Source organism: Wenyingzhuangia sp. IMCC45574 (genome assembly GCF_054182685.1).
Window position 1 is genome coordinate 252,567 of sequence record NZ_CM135169.1, and the last position, 17,633, is coordinate 270,199.

The following is a 17,633-nucleotide window of genomic DNA, read 5'->3' on the forward strand; positions in this document are numbered from 1 at the left end:
TTTGCTAAATTTGACTGTTATCTGAAGAAGCTACTATGAAACTATTGATATTAAATGGTCCTAACTTAAATTTATTAGGAAAACGTGAACCAGAAATTTATGGAACTCAAACTTTTGAGCAATACTTCCAAATCTTAAAAGAAAAGTTTTCTGGAGTGGAGTTAGAGTATTATCAATCTAACAGTGAAGGAGCTTTGGTTGATAAAATTCATGAAGTAGGTTTTTCTTACGATGGAATTGTTATGAACGCAGGTGCCTATACTCATACTTCTGTAGCTATAGCAGATGCCATTAGTGGAGTTACCACTCCTGTGATAGAGGTGCACATTTCTAACGTACACAAAAGGGAAGCTTTTAGACACAAATCTTTTTTATCTCCAGTTTGTAAAGGGGTAATTCTTGGTTTTGGTTTGCAAAGCTATGAGTTAGCTGTACAGAGTTTTATTTCTTAAAGTACTCATTATTTAGTGAAGCATAAGAAATAATTTGTGAAGTTGATAGAGGAGGAGTGATGCTAATGAAACCCTTAACATTCCATGCATCCAACAGAACAACTAACCATAAAAGAAGAAGAGTAATTCATTTAGAGTTTAGCGATAAAAATTTAGATACTCCTCTTACTTGGCTTGAAAAGTTTGAAGTACATAGGTAGCAAACCTAAAGCAAATACATAAATTGGCAAGTTAAATACTTGATATCCTACAATTGCTATAATTACAAAGCCTAGCCACATAATAGCAATTAAAGCAGCTAATTTTTGTTGTATAGAGGCTTTTAAAAATGGGATGATTAACAATAATGGATTTGCCCATAAGATGTTAAAATTCATTTTGGTTGTAGAATGTTCTGTTAAGAACCACAAAGCAAAAATAATTAGACCTGTAACCCCGTAGATTATTGTTAGGAAGTTAAACCAACGTTTTGTTTTCTTTTTTAGCAACATTAAAAGTAGACTTATTCCTAAAAGAACTAGAGCTACAAACAATGGGCTTAGTAAAAAAGGTACTCCCGGAATTTCTAAATTATAATCGGGTAGTATAAAAGTATCTTTGGCTACTATTTTCTTACCATTTAAGGTACTGTTGTTTATACCTGTGTAAACATAGTCTGGTAAGAACATATATTGCTTAAAAGTAGCTTTTTTATCTATTACAGCCCCTAATGCTAAATCAATTCCAAACTTTCCCCAGTTGTTTTTACCAAGGTATAGGTGAATTAAATCTCTATGTGTATAGTCTTTAGGGAATCCAGTGTAATCAAAATCAATTTTACCAATACTTTTCTCTAAGACTTCGTACATTTTATTCGCGCAATTGTCATAGAAAAAGTCGTAGTAGTATTTTTTGTTTTCAGGAAGTGCATTCCATTCTAAAAAGTCGTACACCTTTTGATTTTCTTCTCTTGTAAGGTTTATTACTTGTGCTTTAACCCAACGGTTTTCACTGTAATATCTATACGGAAAGTATTTGTAATCGTAACTAGATAATTCGTATAACAACTGTCCTCTACAAAATTTCACATAGAAATTAGGTTGGTTAAAATTAAAGGTTCCGTAGTTGTATACTTTGTCTAAATGGTTAACAGGATCTTTTACTCTCATAGCACTGTGCCCAAACTGCGAGTAGAGCTCGTTCTGACCCGGTGCACAAGTTAATATGCTTACTTCAGCTTTGTCAGAAAGTTGTATTTTTTGACAGTAGATAGTTTGAACTAAGAAGAAAGCAAGAATGCAAAGAAACCTCATTATCTTATTTCGTTAAGTTGTACTTTAATAGAAAAGACATTTGAGTATCCTAGTCCGCTAGCATCTCCCACATTGGTTAGCGCATAATCTATGTGTAAAAGATTAAATCTAATTCCAATACCTAAGCTAGGTTCAATAGTTAAGCTTTCTTGGTTGTCAAAATCCAATTCATTTTGAAAATTACCAGCCCCCGCTCTTAAATACACTCGATCAATATAAGATAATTCAAAACCTATTTGAGGACTAAAACTTACAAAACTACTAGATACAATATCATTGGTTTCTATAAATCTACCAATTAGATCTATAGATGATAATAATTTATAATTGGCATTAAACTGTTTTACATATGAAATACCTAATTGAAATTTAGGAAGGGTTAATTCGTATTTATCAGGTCTTTCTTGATTTTGTCCGTCTTCTTGTGTTTGTGCTTCAGATATGTCATTGAATATAGCATCCTTAACATTCCATGCGGTAAACGTGGTGGTAATATCTCTAAGCGTAAGTCCAATATTTATTTTATCATTCAACTTATATTGTGCCCCAATGTCAAAACCAAAACCATGACCAATAGCAAAGTTACCTATATTTCTTCTAATAATTTTTCCATTAATCCCTACGTTTAAATTTAACTTAGGAAAAGATTTGGCCACACTTAAAATGGCAGCTACATCGGCAGAAGTAAAAGAAGAGATATTGTTATAATCTACGTTACCATTGTTGTCAATAAGACTGGTTGTATTTAAAATATTTTCTACTCCTAATCTCACAAAAGAAACACCAAAGGCTATTTCATCTCTTTCTATAGGTAAGGCTACGGCAAAATAATCGTAATTGGCAATACCAGCATATAAAGAGTTGTGCATTCCTGCAAATTCATAATCTTGTACAGTTACAATTCCTGCAGGATTCCAATAACCAGATTCAACACCTGTAACAAACGAAGACACAGATTTACTCATACCCATAGCTCTTGCACTAACTCCAATGTTTAAAAATTCATTAGAATAGCTTCTAACCAATTGAGCATTAGTAGTAAAAGATAAAATGGCGAATAATGTTGCTAATAAATATTTTTTCAAGAGATATATTTTGTTTCAATACTAACCTTATGAATGCAAATATATTGTTTCAATTTTAGAATAGAAGTGAAATTTTATCTAACTTATATATTATCTAACTCAAAACTATGATTAGATTTGCAAATTAGAAAGACCTGTTTATGAAAATACGTAGTTTTATTCCCAATTTATTGACTTTATTAAATTTGTTATCTGGATGTTTAGCAGTTGTATATGCTGTAAATAACGAGATAAGACTGACCGTTTTATTTGTCCTGCTAGGAATATTTTTCGACTTTTTTGATGGCTTTGCTGCTAGAATTCTTAAAGTTCAAAGTGAATTAGGAAAGCAGTTAGATTCTTTAGCAGACATGGTTACAAGTGGAGTGGTTCCTGGAATTGTAATGGTGCAAATGTTATTAAAGTCAAGTCATAACGAACCGTTGTCTTACATACAAGGGCTAGAAAACTTTCCTGTAATAGCTAGTTTTGGGTTTGCAATAACATTGGCATCTTGTTATAGATTAGCGAATTTTAACATAGATACCAATCAAACAGAAAGCTTTATTGGATTGCCAACACCGGCAAATACTTTGTTTATTTTGTCTTTGCCATTAATGCATGTGTATGATGCTTATAGTTATATCAATTACATTGTAGATAATCACTATGTACTATTATTAATAACAGTACTAAGTTGCTATATGTTAAATGCAAAAATAGAACTCTTTGCTCTTAAGTTTAAAAGCTTTGGATTTAAAGAGAATAAAATTAAGTTTATTTTCTTAGCAATTTGTTTGTTGTTAATTGTAACGATAAAACTAGCAGCATTACCTGCTATTATTCTAGTGTATTTATTGCTATCTATGTTTGATACGAAAAGGAAGAAAAAAGCTTAGTTTTTAAACCTGTTCTCTTTTAAAACAAAACTTTCTCCTAAATATACTCTACGAACCATTTCGTCATCGGCTAATTCTTGCGGAGTACCACTTTTTAAAATACTTCCTTGATACATTAGGTACGTTTTGTCTGTAATAGCTAGTGTTGCTTGTACATCATGGTCGGTAATAAGAATACCAATGTTTTTGTTTTTTAGCGTAGCTACAATAGATTGAATGTCTTCTACAGCAATAGGGTCTACACCTGCAAAAGGTTCGTCTAATAAAATAAACTTAGGATCCGAAGCCAAACAACGAGCAATTTCTGTTCTACGTCTTTCTCCACCAGAAAGTAAATCTCCACGGTTTTTTCTTACATGACCTAAACTAAACTCTTCAATTAGTTCTTCTAATTTTTGTTTTTGTTGTGCCTTGGTTCTATCTGTAAATTGTAATACAGACAAAATATTTTCTTCTACAGATAATTTTCTAAATACAGAGGCTTCTTGTGCTAGGTAACCAATACCATTTTGGGCACGTTTGTACATAGCGTAGTTGGTAATTTCTTTATCATCTAAGAAAATATTACCTTCATTAGGTTTTACCATACCAACAATCATGTAGAAAGAAGTGGTTTTTCCTGCACCGTTAGGGCCTAGTAAACCAATAATTTCTCCCTGTTCTACTTGTAAAGAAATTCCTTTTACTACTTTTCTGCTCCCGTATATTTTCTGAATATTATCCGCTCTTAAAATCATGGATTAGCTTTCTTTTTGTTTTTTAACAATTACTTTAGATACTCCAATACTAATTTCATATAAAATTAGAATAGGAATGGCCACAATAATTTGACTTGCAACATCTGGTGGCGTAATAATAGCAGAAACTATCAAAACTAATACCAAAGCGTGTTTTCTGTATTTCTTTAAAAATTCAGGTGTTATTAAACCTATTTTGGTTAAGAAATATACTACTAGTGGAAGCTCAAAAACAATAGAAACTCCTAATAGGGTATTTGTAATTAATCCAATATAGCTATCAAACTGAAAGTTGTTTACAATGGTGTCTGTAATTTGGTAATTGTAAAAGAAATACACAGACATAGGAGCAATTATATAGTAACTAAATAACAGTCCTAAGATCATTAAGAAAGTTGCAATTAAAATAAACCCCTTGCTCTTTTTACGTTCATTGTCTGTTAATCCAGGTAAAATAAAACGCATCATTTCCCAAATTATATAAGGGAATGATATAATAGCTCCTAAAATGAAACTAGACCATAAGGCATTCATTAACTGATTGGTAGGAGATAAACTTTGCAGTTTAGCATTAAACGATAAGTTACAAAAGCTACTATCGATACCTATTTGTGTAAAAACATCACAAAACCATTGATAAGTAGAAAAATCAGGATTTAAATGCGCTAATAAAAAGTGATCGTATACTTGTCTTTGAAAAGTAAATATGATGATTGTAAAAATTAAAATACAAACGGTTGATCTTACCAAGTGCCATCTTAATTCTTCAAGATGATCTAAAAAAGACATTTCATTTTGTTCTCCCATTCCTTAAAAAATTCCTTCTTTTATTAAATCGTGAATGTGTATGATTCCTTTATAAGTTCCATTATCATCTACGACAACTAATTGCGATATGCTATTGTCTTCCATTAAATCCATGGCTTTTATAGCCATTTCGTTTATATGGATTGTTTTTGGATTAGAACTCATAATGTCATTAGCAGTTAAAACTAAGAAATTATCATTGTTATTCAACATTCTTCTAACATCTCCGTCTGTAATTATTCCTACCAGGTTGTTAGCGTTCAGTACTGCAGTAGCTCCTAATCTTTTATTAGATATTTCTAACAATGTTTCTTTTATGTCTGTATTGGTATTTACTTGTGGAACTTCGTTCTTGTCAACCAGGTCGCTTACACGTAAATACAAACGTTTTCCCAAAGCACCACCAGGATGGTATTTTGCAAAATCCTTGCTAGTAAACTGATTGATTTCTAGTAACGTTACCGCAATGGCATCTCCCATTACTAGCTGTGCAGTGGTACTTGTAGTTGGAGCTAAGTTGTTTGGACAAGCTTCCATATCTACAAAAGTATTTAGTACATAAGTACTATTCTTACCTAAAAAAGAATCTATATTTCCTGTAATAGCAATAATAGGGTTGTTGTTTCTTTTAATTAAAGGGACCAAAACCTTAATCTCAGGAGTATTTCCACTTTTAGAGATACAAATTACAACATCATCATCCTGAATAATTCCTAAATCTCCATGTATGGCATCTGCAGCATGCATAAAAATAGAAGGAGTTCCCGTAGAATTTAAGGTAGCAACTATCTTGGTAGCTATAGTAGCACTCTTACCAATTCCAGTAATAATAACCCTTCCTTTACTCTTTAAAATACATTTAATAGCATTTTCAAAATTAGAATCAATTAAATTAGCTAAATTAGCAATAGCATTGCTTTCTTGCTCTATAGTTTTCTTAGCAATAGAAAGTATATCGTTATTCAAAGTTGTAATTTTTGATAAAAAAAGTTATAATTTTAGATTACAAATGTATTTAAAAATAAGTATACGATTATTATGAATCAAGATAAAATTGATTTGTATACCCCGCTAAAAAAGTATTTTGGGTTTAATAAATTCAAGGGTTTACAAGAAGATGTTATTACGAGTATAGTAGCAGGTAAAGATACTTTTGTTATCATGCCTACAGGAGGAGGGAAATCTCTTTGTTACCAATTACCAGCTTTAATGCAAGAGGGAACTGCTATAGTAGTTTCTCCGCTAATTGCATTAATGAAAAATCAGGTAGATGCTATTAGAGGTATTTCTGACAAGGTAGGAATTGCACATGTATTAAATTCATCCTTAAACAAGACAGACGTAAATCAGGTAAAGTCTGATATTGTTAATGGAGTTACTAAATTATTGTATGTAGCACCAGAGTCTTTAACAAAAGATGAATATGTAGACTTTTTAAAAGAGCAGAAAATTTCTTTTTTTGCAATTGATGAAGCTCACTGTATATCAGAATGGGGACATGATTTTAGACCAGAATACAGGAACTTACGAAGAATAATAACTCGTATTGGTGATGTACCTATTATTGGTTTAACAGCTACAGCAACTCCAAAAGTACAAGAGGATATTATAAAAACCTTAGGAATGACAGATGCTAATACTTTTAAAGCATCGTTTAACCGTCCTAATTTATTTTACGAAGTACGTCCAAAAACAAAAGATGTAGTTCCAGATATTATTCGTTTTATCAAACAAAGACAAGGGAAATCTGGTGTTATCTATTGTTTAAGTAGAAAAAAAGTAGAAGAACTTGCACAAACATTACAGGTAAACGGAATATCAGCATTACCGTATCATGCAGGTTTAGATGCAAAATCTAGAGCAAAACATCAAGACATGTTTTTAATGGAAGATGTAGATGTTATTGTTGCTACCATTGCTTTTGGAATGGGAATTGACAAGCCAGATGTTCGTTTTGTAATTCATCATGATATTCCTAAAAGTTTAGAAAGTTACTACCAAGAGACTGGTAGAGCAGGTAGAGATGATGGTGAGGGATATTGTTTGGCATTCTACGCTTACAAAGACATAGAGAAATTAGAAAAGTTTATGGCCAATAAACCTGTTTCTGAACAGGAATTAGGGCATGCACTTTTACAGGAGGTAGTTGCTTATGCAGAAACTTCTATGAGTAGAAGACGTTATTTATTACATTATTTTGGTGAAGAATTTGATCCAGTGAACGGATTAGGAGCTAAAATGGATGATAATACCAAAAATCCTAAGAAGAAAGTTGAGGCAGGTGACAATGTAGAAAAGTTATTAACTATTGTTAGAGACTCTAAAGAGAAATACAAAACAAAAGACATTGTTGCTACTTTAATGGGGAAACCTAATGCAATGTTAATTTCTCATAAAACTCCAGAACGCGTTTTCTTTGGATTAGGAAAGGATAAAAACAATGAATTCTGGAATGCTTTAATACGTCAGACTTTGGTTGCAGGGTATTTGCGCAAAGAAATAGAGCAGTATGGTATATTAAAGGTTACAGATAAAGGGCATGAGTTTTTAGCCAAACCTAGTTCTTTTTTAATGACTGAAGACCATGTGTATGTAGACGAGAACGACAAGTCTGTTATTATTGCCAATGCAAAGAATAAAGCTGCTATTACTACAGACGATCAATTAATGAAGCTATTAAAAGCTTTAAGAAAAGATGTAGGTAAAAAGAAAGGAATTCCACCGTATGCTGTTTTTCAAGATCCTTCTTTAGAGGATATGACTTTAAAGTATCCAACCTCTATGGAGGAGTTAGCCAATATTCATGGAGTAGGAGATGGTAAAGCTAGAAAGTTTGGTAAAGCCTTTGTAGATTTAATTGCCAAGTATGTTGAGGAAAATAATATTGAAAAATTAGACGACTTAGTTGTAAAAACTACAGGAGAAAAATCTGGTTTAAAACTATATATTATTCAGAATACAGATAGAAAACTTCCATTAGAAGATATTGCCAAATCAAAAGGTTTGCAAATGGAAGATCTAATTAAAGAGATTGAGTCTATTGTGTATATGGGAACCAAGCTAAATATTGATTACTATATAGATGATATTTTGGATGAAGATCAGCAAGAAGAAATATATGATTATTTTATGGAGGCTGAGAATGATAAAATTAGTGTAGCTTCTGAGGAATTTGATGGAGATTATGACGATGAAGAGCTAAGATTGATGAGAATTAAGTTTATTAGTGAGGTTGCGAACTAATATAAAACTATACAAACAAAAAAGGAGGTGCTTTTAAAGCACCTCCTTTTTTGTTTGATCTAAAATTCAACTTTTTTATACTTGTTAAAAGGTTGTTTCTTGGTTACAATTTTTAAAGGTTGTAATTCTGGGGTTTTGTAATAGTAAGACCTATTCAGAAATAAATGAATCAAGTACTCTTCTATTTTAGAAAATATTGTTTGGAATAAGTTAATACTATACATATCATCTTCAACATTTTTACTGCATTTAATAGCCACTGAACTTGGTAAAAGAGCAAGTTGGTTTAATAAAATAAGGTTGGCCTTTGTAAAATTACTATCATCTACAATTAAATGAATTTCTCTGTTGTAAGCACGGATAGAAACCGGTATTACAGCTATTTTCTGAATAATATTTTTTAGGAAATAAGCATCTAGCTTACTCTTGCAATTGCAAAGTAGGGTAGGTTTTTTCATAAGATATATCGGTTTGCTTTTAGTTATAACTAAATATAATTAAAAAAACCAAACCTAACATAGGTTATTTTTAAAATCTTACTGCTTAAGAGTATCCATTTAAAATTGAATTGGACCTACAACATAAAGTTGTGTTAGTTTTCGTCTATATAGGAAATATATTCTTTTGTGTTTCTGAGTGTTACTTTTTAACAAGTATAGTTTAAACTTGGTTTTTCTATAACGCTTTGAGTCCTTGTGAAAAACATTCTTGTCTTTGGGCTGCTGTCTATCAATCTAACTTTGGTTCTTATTAATATTTAAATTATAAATCATTATGAGAAAAAATTACATGCTATCTTTTATTTTAACTTTAGTAGCTGTTGCAATGCAAGCTCAAATTACGTTTGATAACAATGGAGGTACAGGAGATAATAACTGGAGTACAGCAACAAATTGGGTAGGAGATGCTTTACCAACAGATACAGATGCGGTAATTATTGCTGCAGATGTTACGTTAGATATGGATGATGTTGTTGCCAATATAGAAATGGGAGGTTCAGGAGATTATACAATTACAGGAACTAACACTTTAACGTTAGCTTTAGATGCTACTTCTCCTCAAATTATAAAGAATATTAAGAATGCTGTTTTAACACTCGATTGTAATATCACGTTTACTGCAACAGGAACAACTAATATTGATACTGTGGCAGGAAAAGCAACGAACAAAATTATTTTTGTCTCTGGAAAAACATTGACAATTGCTGGTTTGGTAAATATTAAGAATTATTCTGACAATGCTATTGAATTTAATGGAAACCTTGCAGGTGCAGGTACTCTACAAATTCATAAAAATTCTAATTCAGATGTGATTTTTGGAAGTACAGCAGATTTATCTGCTCATACCGGTCAGTTATTAAATACAGATAATACAGGAACTATAGCTAAGTTTGTGTCTAACATTACTACTGCGGGAGGTTTAAGAGCTGCAGCAGGAGTTTTAAAAGTAACTGTAAGTGGAATTACAACTGAAATTAATGGAGCTGATACATTTAGTGGTACATTTAATTTTTCTTCGGCATCTGGAAGTAGTACTTTAGATATTAACGCACAGCAAACAAGTATTGCTAGTTTAAAAACAGCTGGAAGTTCTGCCAATACTACTGTGTTAGATTTAGCTGATGTGTCTGGAGATGGTTCTGTTGTAATTGGTTCTTTTGCTTTGGCATCTACTTCTGTTTTAAACATTACTTCTTTTGCAAATAAGAAAGTTAAATTTACAGCAACTCTTACGGAATCTCAATTAAACCAAATTCAACATGACGGAACAGCTAATGAATTGGCACAAGATCCTGATGGATTTATTGTACTTGCTTCTACATTGTCTATTTCTGAATCAAAAATTGAGGGAGCTAGTGTAACAGCCAAAGATGGTTTAATTACTGTATTAGGAGCTAAAATTGATGCTGTTTATTCAATTACGGGGGCTAAGGTTGGAGCTGAAAGTTTAACAAGTGGTATTTACATCGTAAAAATTTCTAAAGGGAATTTAGAGGATGTTGTAAAAGTGATTATGGAGTAGAACTCTAATTTAAGAATAAAAACAAAATTTTAAATGTTTAACATAGTTACAGCATGTTGTAACTATGTTAAACAAGAATTAAAAGAAATAAGTTCAACATTGTGTTGAGCTTATTTCTTTTTAAGACAAAATCTAGTCTAAAGTTATTAGAAAACCGAATATGGTTTTGACAACAAGTAAGAAAGCTTTTAACGCTTTAGTATTTACAGAAACTACCGTTTTACTCCATATATAATTCGTAATTTTGCTAGATAAACAAAAAATAAAATTTGTATGTACGATCAATTGATTGTTGTGAAAGTAGGAACCAATGTGTTGAAAAATAAAAACAATAAAATCGTACGACCAGTATTACACAATTTAGTTACACAAATAGCACAACTTTACGAAGAAAATATAATGACAATTCTTGTTTCTTCGGGTTCATCTTTGGCGGGTAGAGAAATTTTAGGGAAATCTAGTATAGAAGATAAGTCTATTAGAAGACAAGTATATTCTTCTATAGGTCAGCCTAGGCTAATGAGATTGTATTACAATATTTTTCATGACTATGGAATTAATTGTGCGCAGGTATTGCCAACTAAAAGAGATTTTCAATTAGGGGTTCATAGAGATAATATGATTAACTGTTACAACGGCTTGTTAAGCGAAGGTGTTATTCCTATTGCCAATGAAGATGATACGGTATCGGTTACAAAATCTATGTTTTCTGATAATGATGAGCTGGCAAGTTTAATAGCAGAGCTTTTAAATGCAGATAAACTAATTATTCTTACTGATATTGATGGAGTTTATACAGGACACCCTAATGAAGAAAAATCTGAGTTGATTTCTGAAGTAAAACACGACGATAACTTAGATAAGTACATGCAAGAAAACACCAAAGGAGAAGGTGAGGGAAGAGGAGGTATGAAATCTAAATTAGATATGGCTCAAAAATCAGCTAAAAAGAATATAGAAACCTTTATTGTAAATGGTAAAACAGAAAATATAATAATAGATATTGTAAAGGAAAATAGTTTTGTAGGTACAAAAATTGTGTAAGCTTTATATAGTATTAAACAAAAAACGTCTCTAAATAGAGACGTTTTTTGTTTATGTATACAATTTATTATTTCTTACCTCCTAATTTAATAGCTCTGTTAATACAAGCAGTAACACCGTCTTTAATATGTTGGTGTACGCTATTAGCATCAAAACTATTTAAAGCTTCTCGCGTAGTACCACCTTTAGAAGCAACACGGTTCATCCATTCTTCTAAAGAGATATCGTTTTGTTTGTAAAGCTCTACAGCCCCCTCAAAAGTTTGCGAAACCAATGTTTTTGCCTCAGCAGAATTAAATCCAATGTTTTCTGCAGCTTCTGCCATTGCATTCATAAAGTAAAAGATATATGCAGAACCACTTCCAGATATTCCGGTAGTATTGTCAATCATAGCCTCACTTTTTACTTCAAAAGCTTTTCCTGTAGCTTGTAAAATAGTTCCTACAAAATCTAATTCATCCTTTGCGACTTTATTTGAACCTACATAAGTTGTCATTCCTAATTGAATAGATGCAGGTAGATTTGGCATACAACGAATTACTTTATCAATTCCTAAACCTTCTTGAATGGTTTCTATCAACATCCCAGCCATTACAGAAACAAATAGTTGATTGTTGTTTACAATGCTTTTTATCTCATCAAAAAGAAGCGGAGCTATTTGTGGTTTTACTGCTAAAAAAATAATATCTGCTGTTTGTAAAGATTCATAAGAATCAGAAGCTTTCATTTTTCCTAAACTATTTATATAGTCAATTCTATCTGTAGATTTTTCTATAATTTCAATTTCGGCTATTTGCGCATTGTATATTCCTTCTGCATAGGTAAACCCCATGTTTCCTCCTCCTATAACTATTATTTTTTTCATTCTTTGATTTGATGTTTATTCGTTGATTTGTTAATTGAATACACGTGTATACAAATACACTTTTCACGAACATTTGTGTTTACTTTTTTATTTCTCTGTACTCAATACTAAGCTCTCAGTACTAATACGATAAGCTTCAATCGCATCTTTTAATATTTCTACTGCACGCACTAACTTTTCTTTCTTTAGAACGTAAGCAATACGAACCTGGTTTAAAGCAATATTAGGTGTAGAATAAAATCCACTAGCAGGAGCAACCATTACTGTTTGTCCATTGTTGCTATATTCTTCTAATAGCCATTGTGCAAATTTATCGGCATTGTCTACAGGTAAATCTGCTAAGCAATAAAAAGCTCCTTTAGGTTTTACTACGTGTACTCCGTCAATTTTTAATAATTCTTCTATTAAAATGTTTCTACGTTCTATGTATTCAGCTTTTACTTCATCAAAATAACTTTGAGGAGTATCTAAAGCAGCTTCTGCAGCAATTTGTGCAATAGTAGGAGGGCAAAGTCTAGATTGTGCCATCTTCATTACCGTACTAATCAATTCAGGATTTCTAGAAACTACGCAACCCACTCTAGCTCCACACATACTATATCTTTTAGAGGTAGAATCAATCATAATGGCATTCATGTCCATGCCTTTTTCTTGCATAATAGAGTAGTGTCCCTCGTCTGTATATACAAACTCACGATATACTTCATCTGCAATTAAAAAGAGATCGTATTTTACAGCTAATTTCTTTAACGCTTTAATCTCTTGTTTAGAGTAAAGTGTACCCGTTGGATTCCCTGGGTTACAGATTAAAATAGCTCTGGTTCTAGGTGTAATTAAAGCTTCAAACTCATCTGCTTTAGGCAATGCAAAACCATCTTCTATACTAGTATTAATAGGCACTACATGCACACCTGCAGCAATAGAAAAACTTGTGTAATTAGCATAAAAGGGTTCTGGAATAATAATTTCATCCTGAGGGTCTGTAATACCTGCAATGGTAAAATACAAGGCCTCGGAACCTCCTGTAGTTACTAATATTTGCTCATTAGTAACGTTTATATTGTGTTTTTTATAGTATTCAACTAATTTATTTCTGTATTGTTCAGATCCATTAGATGTAGAATACTCTAATACCTCCATATCTATATTACGAACTGCTTCTAGAGCAATTTCTGGAGTTTTAATATCAGGTTGTCCAATATTTAAATGAAAAATTTCAGTGCCACGTTTCTTTGCGGCTTCCGCGTAAGGTACCAATTTACGAATTGGAGACTCGGGAATAGCACGACCTTTGTTAGAAACTCTTAGCATTGTATTGTGTTTTTTAATTTAAAATTAGGGCAACAAAAGTACAATTTTTGTTGCGGTTGGATATAAAAAAAGCTGCTTAAATAATTTAAGCAGCTCTGAATTTGTATGTTGAGTATTTCTTTTAACTATTCTTTTAAAACCTCACCTTTAATTCTTACTACTTTCGGTTTTTCTGTGGCGTTAGACACAATTGTAACCGTTTTAGTGAATCTACCTACTCTGTTAGTGGCATATTTTACTTTAATTTCTCCTGTTTGACCAGGCATAACTGGTTTTTCTGGTTTTGTTGGTACCGTACATCCACAACTCCCCTTTACACTTTTAATAATTAAAGGAGCACTACCCGTATTTTCGAATTTAAAATAACGAACACCATCAGCGTTTTTCTTAATGGTTCCATAGTCAATTACCTCAGTTTCAAATTTCATTTGAGGTTTTAATCCAGTTTTGCTTTCTGGTTTAGCGTATTGCGCAAATGTTAAAGCAGGTAAAATAGCTAAACATATAGTGAAAAGTAATTTCTTCATGATGATTAAATTTTTAGTCAAAATTAAATTTTAATAATGAAACTTTCAATAACCGTACCGTATTTTTTTTTGTCCTAAGGATATTTGTATTTTTGCTCACCTAAATTAATTAAAGCAAACAATGAGTATTCCAAATACCTATAGTGCTACTGCGGTAGAAGAGAAATGGTACGACTACTGGATGAAGAATAATTACTTTCATTCCACTCCTAACGACAAGAAACCATACACAATTGTAATTCCACCACCAAATGTTACGGGGGTCTTACATATGGGGCACATGTTAAACAATACCATTCAGGATGTCTTAATCCGTAGGGCACGTTTAAGAGGTTACAATGCTTGTTGGGTACCTGGAACAGATCATGCATCTATTGCTACCGAGGCTAAGGTGGTTGCTAAGTTAAAGAGCGAGGGAATCAATAAAGAAGATTTAACACGCGATGAATTCTTAAAGCATGCTTGGGAATGGACAGACAAGCATGGAGGAATTATTTTAGAGCAATTAAAAAAATTAGGTGCTTCTTGCGATTGGGAACGTACTAAATTTACCATGGATGCTGATTTAAGTGAAGCGGTAACAAAGGTTTTTGTTGATTTATATAAAAAAGGAGATATCTATAGAGGGTATCGTATGGTGAACTGGGATCCTGAAGCGAAGACTACCTTGTCTGATGAAGAAGTAATCTACGAGGAAAAGCAAGGAAACTTTTACCATATTAATTACAAAATAGAAGGTTCTGATGAAGTTGTAACCATTGCAACTACACGTCCAGAAACATTGTTAGGAGATACTGCAATCTGTATCAATCCTAACGATGAGCGTTATGCGCATTTAAAAGGTAAGAAGGTTGTTGTTCCTATTGCAAATCGTGTAATTCCAATTATAGAGGATGAATATGTAGATATGGAGTTTGGAACAGGATGTTTAAAAATTACACCTGCACATGATCCTAACGATAAAGAATTAGGTCAGAAACACGGTTTAGAAGTAATCGATATCTTTAATGATGATGCTACTTTAAATGAATTCGGGTTGCATTACCAAGGGAAGGATCGTTTTGTAGTTCGTAAAGAGATATCTAAGGAGTTAGAAGAAAGTGGAGCTTTGGTAAAAGTAGAGCAACACATGCATAAAGTAGGAACTTCTGAAAGAACTAAGGCTGTTATTGAGCCTAAAATTTCAGCACAGTGGTTCTTACGTATGGAAGATATTGTAAAACCTGCTTTGGATGCTGTTTTAAAAGACGAGGATATCAAATTATATCCTAAGCGTTATAATAATACATACCGCCACTGGTTAGAGAACATTCGCGATTGGAATATTTCTCGTCAGTTATGGTGGGGGCACCAAATTCCTGCATTTTTCTATGGAGAAGGAGTAGAGGACTTTGTAGTTGCTACTACTAAAGAAGAGGCATTGCCTTTGGCTAAAGAAAAATCAGGGAAAGCAGATTTAACTATTGCTGATTTGACACAAGATCCAGATGCTTTGGATACTTGGTTCTCTTCTTGGTTATGGCCAATTTCTGTTTTTGATGGAATTAACAATCCAGAAAACGAAGAAATTAATTATTATTATCCAACAAACGACTTGGTAACAGGTCCGGATATTATTTTCTTCTGGGTAGCACGTATGGTGTTTGCTGGGTATGAGTTTAGAAACGACAAACCGTTTAGCAATGTTTACTTTACGGGGATTGTAAGAGATAAGCAAAGACGTAAAATGTCTAAATCTTTAGGAAACTCTCCAGATCCTATTGAGTTGATGAAACAATACGGAGCAGATGGTGTTCGTGTAGGTTTATTATTATCTGCAGCAGCGGGTAACGATTTAATGTTTGACGAAGATTTATGTTTACAAGGACAAAAGTTTACCAACAAAATATGGAATGCTTTTAAACTTGTAAAAGGATGGGAGGTTTCAGAAACTGAGACACAGCCAGAGGCTTCTAAAATAGCAATTAGCTGGTACAAAGCTAAATTTCAAAAGACATTGGCTGAGATTGATGCCAATTTTGAAGTATACCGTTTGAGTGATTCTTTAATGAGTATTTACAAGCTTATATTTGATGATTTCTGTGGTTGGTTCCTAGAAATGGTTAAACCTGCTTTTGGAATCCCAATGGATTCCGTTACTTACAAAGAAGTAATTACTGTTTTAGAGAACAATGTAAAATTATTACATCCTTTTATGCCTCACTTAACAGAGGAAATTTGGCAGTTAATTACAGATAGAACTTCAGAGGAAGCTTTAATTATTGCTGAGTATCCTAAAGTAGAAGCATACGATGAAAACTTAATAAGTGCGTTTGAAATTGCTTCTGAAGTAATTTCTGGAATTAGAACTATCCGTAAGGATAAGAAGATTGCCTTTAAAGAAACAATTGATTTGTTAGTATTAAACAAGGATAATGTTAGTACTGATTTTGATGCGGTAATCGCCAAGATGGGGAATGTCGCTGAGCTGTCTTATGTAGATGCAGCTGTAGATGGGGCATTAAGTTTCCGTGTAAAGTCTAACGAATACTTTGTGCCAATGGCTGGAGCTATAGATGTAGAGGCTGAGTTAGCGAAGTTAAAAGAAGAATTAAACTATACACAAGGATTCTTAAAATCAGTACAAAAGAAACTATCTAACGAGCGTTTTGTAAACAATGCACCAGAGCAGGTAGTAGCTTCTGAAAAGAAAAAAGAAGCAGATGCCTTGGCTAAGATAGAAACATTAGAAGCAAGTATTAATTCTATAAGTTAATACTTGTAATTGAGCAGAGTTGAGAGGTGGAATTTTAGAATAAAATTTCCATTTTTCAGCAAATGAAATACTTGGTATAAAGAAACCAGAAAAGCCAGTCCCATAAGGACTGGCTTTTGCAGTTGTACTAAATTATATTATATAAAAGTTCTTACTGTGCGATGTGAGCACTAGGTTGAGTGATGTTATGATATATTGAACTGATTTTATTGGTAATACTGTCTATAAAACCACCAAATACTGGCTCGGTAGTTTCCATTTCTTCTTGCTCTAGTTGCATTGCTTTTTCTAGCTGTTGAGCTCTTTTTTTAGCCAAAGAACTAGGTAAAAAGTCGGAGACGTTTTTTGCAATGGTCTTGACTTTGTTAACGTTGCTTTTGTCTACAACTAAACAGTTTTTTTTATCTTTTGTAGTAGTTACCTCTACACGAATTAAAGAGGTGTTTTGAATAAAGTTTTTTAAATAATAGGCATCTTGTTTTGTTTCGCAGCAAAACAGTAGGGTAGGGTTTTCCATAGCATTAGCAATTTAAAATTAATCTTTTTCTCCCATTAAATTTAGTAAATATCTGTAAATCAGCCAAATGTTTTGTGATAATATATTATAATATCGCT

The 17,633-nt window shown here is 32.4% G+C and carries 16 protein-coding genes; 6 read left to right on the forward strand and 10 right to left on the reverse strand.

Features of this window, described 5'->3' with window-relative positions; all coding sequences use genetic code 11:
* Positions 1 to 35: 35 nt before the first annotated feature.
* Positions 36 to 452, forward strand: a complete 417-nt coding sequence (gene aroQ, locus ACXHHC_RS01255) for a type II 3-dehydroquinate dehydratase (RefSeq protein WP_458227834.1) — start codon at positions 36 to 38, stop codon at positions 450 to 452.
* Between the two features lie 152 nt (positions 453 to 604).
* Here the strand turns inward: aroQ and ACXHHC_RS01260 are convergent, their stop codons facing one another.
* Positions 605 to 1,744: a lipoprotein N-acyltransferase Lnb domain-containing protein gene (locus ACXHHC_RS01260; protein ID WP_458227835.1), complete on the reverse strand. Its 1,140-nt coding sequence runs from the start codon at positions 1,742 to 1,744 to the stop codon at positions 605 to 607.
* A complete protein-coding gene (locus ACXHHC_RS01265) occupies positions 1,744 to 2,829 on the reverse strand; it encodes a putative type IX sorting system protein PorV2 (protein ID WP_458227836.1) in 1,086 nt (361 codons plus the stop codon). Before ACXHHC_RS01265 ends, ACXHHC_RS01260 begins: the two co-directional genes overlap by 1 nt.
* Before the next feature lie 140 nt (positions 2,830 to 2,969).
* Between ACXHHC_RS01265 and ACXHHC_RS01270 the strand changes: the two genes are divergently transcribed.
* Entirely contained in the window at positions 2,970 to 3,707 is a 738-nt protein-coding gene (locus ACXHHC_RS01270) for a CDP-alcohol phosphatidyltransferase family protein (RefSeq protein ID WP_458227837.1), read from the forward strand.
* Here ACXHHC_RS01270 and lptB read toward each other — a convergent pair.
* Genes lptB through ACXHHC_RS01285 form a run of 3 tightly spaced genes read right to left on the reverse strand, consistent with a single transcriptional unit; the run spans position 3,704 to position 6,217 of the window.
* Complete coding sequence (gene lptB / locus ACXHHC_RS01275) at positions 3,704 to 4,444, reverse strand: LPS export ABC transporter ATP-binding protein (protein WP_458227838.1); 741 nt, start codon at positions 4,442 to 4,444, stop codon at positions 3,704 to 3,706. The genes ACXHHC_RS01270 and lptB overlap by 4 nt on opposite strands.
* Positions 4,445 to 4,447: 3 nt before the next feature.
* The gene (gene tatC / locus ACXHHC_RS01280; protein WP_458227839.1) at positions 4,448 to 5,251 is read right to left on the reverse strand and encodes a twin-arginine translocase subunit TatC; all 804 of its coding nucleotides are present in this window, start codon (positions 5,249 to 5,251) and stop codon (positions 4,448 to 4,450) included.
* A gap of 3 nt (positions 5,252 to 5,254) precedes the next feature.
* Positions 5,255 to 6,217, reverse strand: coding sequence for a KpsF/GutQ family sugar-phosphate isomerase (locus tag ACXHHC_RS01285; RefSeq protein WP_458227840.1), 963 nt, complete (start codon positions 6,215 to 6,217; stop codon positions 5,255 to 5,257).
* Between the two features lie 72 nt (positions 6,218 to 6,289).
* Between ACXHHC_RS01285 and ACXHHC_RS01290 the strand changes: the two genes are divergently transcribed.
* The gene (locus tag ACXHHC_RS01290; protein ID WP_458227841.1) at positions 6,290 to 8,494 is read left to right on the forward strand and encodes a RecQ family ATP-dependent DNA helicase; all 2,205 of its coding nucleotides are present in this window, start codon (positions 6,290 to 6,292) and stop codon (positions 8,492 to 8,494) included.
* Positions 8,495 to 8,553: 59 nt separating this feature from the next.
* On the opposite strand, the gene ACXHHC_RS01295 is transcribed toward ACXHHC_RS01290, so the two are convergent.
* Positions 8,554 to 8,952 carry a hypothetical protein gene (locus ACXHHC_RS01295; protein WP_458227842.1) on the reverse strand — a complete coding sequence of 133 codons (399 nt, stop codon included), beginning with the start codon at positions 8,950 to 8,952 and terminating at the stop codon, positions 8,554 to 8,556.
* Between the two features lie 316 nt (positions 8,953 to 9,268).
* Between ACXHHC_RS01295 and ACXHHC_RS01300 the strand changes: the two genes are divergently transcribed.
* Both ACXHHC_RS01300 and proB read left to right on the forward strand, forming a co-directional pair.
* Entirely contained in the window at positions 9,269 to 10,516 is a 1,248-nt protein-coding gene (locus ACXHHC_RS01300) for a hypothetical protein (protein ID WP_458227843.1), read from the forward strand.
* A 273-nt stretch (positions 10,517 to 10,789) separates the two neighbouring features.
* Positions 10,790 to 11,560, forward strand: coding sequence for a glutamate 5-kinase (gene proB / locus ACXHHC_RS01305; RefSeq protein WP_458227844.1), 771 nt, complete (start codon positions 10,790 to 10,792; stop codon positions 11,558 to 11,560).
* A 67-nt stretch (positions 11,561 to 11,627) separates the two neighbouring features.
* Here proB and proC read toward each other — a convergent pair whose 3' ends face one another.
* The 3 genes from proC to ACXHHC_RS01320 all read right to left on the reverse strand — a co-directional run bounded on the left by proC (position 11,628) and on the right by ACXHHC_RS01320 (position 14,263).
* Positions 11,628 to 12,425 carry a pyrroline-5-carboxylate reductase gene (gene proC, locus ACXHHC_RS01310; protein WP_458227845.1) on the reverse strand — a complete coding sequence of 266 codons (798 nt, stop codon included), beginning with the start codon at positions 12,423 to 12,425 and terminating at the stop codon, positions 11,628 to 11,630.
* Positions 12,426 to 12,512: 87 nt separating this feature from the next.
* Entirely contained in the window at positions 12,513 to 13,736 is a 1,224-nt protein-coding gene (locus ACXHHC_RS01315) for a pyridoxal phosphate-dependent aminotransferase (RefSeq protein WP_458227846.1), read from the reverse strand.
* Positions 13,737 to 13,861: 125 nt separating this feature from the next.
* On the reverse strand, positions 13,862 to 14,263 hold the full coding sequence (locus ACXHHC_RS01320) for a DUF1573 domain-containing protein (protein WP_458227847.1): 402 nt from the start codon (positions 14,261 to 14,263) through the stop codon (positions 13,862 to 13,864).
* Positions 14,264 to 14,384: 121 nt separating this feature from the next.
* On the opposite strand from ACXHHC_RS01320, the gene ACXHHC_RS01325 reads away from it, so the two are divergent.
* Positions 14,385 to 17,018, forward strand: coding sequence for a valine--tRNA ligase (locus ACXHHC_RS01325; protein WP_458227848.1), 2,634 nt, complete (start codon positions 14,385 to 14,387; stop codon positions 17,016 to 17,018).
* 151 nt (positions 17,019 to 17,169) lie between these two features.
* Here ACXHHC_RS01325 and ACXHHC_RS01330 read toward each other — a convergent pair whose 3' ends face one another.
* A complete protein-coding gene (locus tag ACXHHC_RS01330; RefSeq protein WP_458227849.1) occupies positions 17,170 to 17,535 on the reverse strand; it encodes a hypothetical protein in 366 nt (121 codons plus the stop codon).
* Positions 17,536 to 17,633 lie beyond the last annotated feature (98 nt).

Excerpts from the sequence above, each read along its gene's own strand:
- aroQ (WP_458227834.1), top strand. The coding sequence starts at position 36 with ATGAAACTATTGATATTAAATGGTCCTAACTTAAATTTATTAGGAAAA.
- ACXHHC_RS01260 (WP_458227835.1), bottom strand. The coding sequence starts at position 1,744 with ATGAGGTTTCTTTGCATTCTTGCTTTCTTCTTAGTTCAAACTATCTAC.
- ACXHHC_RS01270 (WP_458227837.1), top strand. The coding sequence starts at position 2,970 with ATGAAAATACGTAGTTTTATTCCCAATTTATTGACTTTATTAAATTTG.
- lptB (WP_458227838.1), bottom strand. The coding sequence starts at position 4,444 with ATGATTTTAAGAGCGGATAATATTCAGAAAATATACGGGAGCAGAAAA.
- tatC (WP_458227839.1), bottom strand. The coding sequence starts at position 5,251 with ATGGGAGAACAAAATGAAATGTCTTTTTTAGATCATCTTGAAGAATTA.
- ACXHHC_RS01290 (WP_458227841.1), top strand. The coding sequence starts at position 6,290 with ATGAATCAAGATAAAATTGATTTGTATACCCCGCTAAAAAAGTATTTT.
- ACXHHC_RS01295 (WP_458227842.1), bottom strand. The coding sequence starts at position 8,952 with ATGAAAAAACCTACCCTACTTTGCAATTGCAAGAGTAAGCTAGATGCT.
- ACXHHC_RS01300 (WP_458227843.1), top strand. The coding sequence starts at position 9,269 with ATGAGAAAAAATTACATGCTATCTTTTATTTTAACTTTAGTAGCTGTT.
- proB (WP_458227844.1), top strand. The coding sequence starts at position 10,790 with ATGTACGATCAATTGATTGTTGTGAAAGTAGGAACCAATGTGTTGAAA.
- proC (WP_458227845.1), bottom strand. The coding sequence starts at position 12,425 with ATGAAAAAAATAATAGTTATAGGAGGAGGAAACATGGGGTTTACCTAT.
- ACXHHC_RS01315 (WP_458227846.1), bottom strand. The coding sequence starts at position 13,736 with ATGCTAAGAGTTTCTAACAAAGGTCGTGCTATTCCCGAGTCTCCAATT.
- ACXHHC_RS01320 (WP_458227847.1), bottom strand. The coding sequence starts at position 14,263 with ATGAAGAAATTACTTTTCACTATATGTTTAGCTATTTTACCTGCTTTA.
- ACXHHC_RS01325 (WP_458227848.1), top strand. The coding sequence starts at position 14,385 with ATGAGTATTCCAAATACCTATAGTGCTACTGCGGTAGAAGAGAAATGG.
- ACXHHC_RS01330 (WP_458227849.1), bottom strand. The coding sequence starts at position 17,535 with ATGGAAAACCCTACCCTACTGTTTTGCTGCGAAACAAAACAAGATGCC.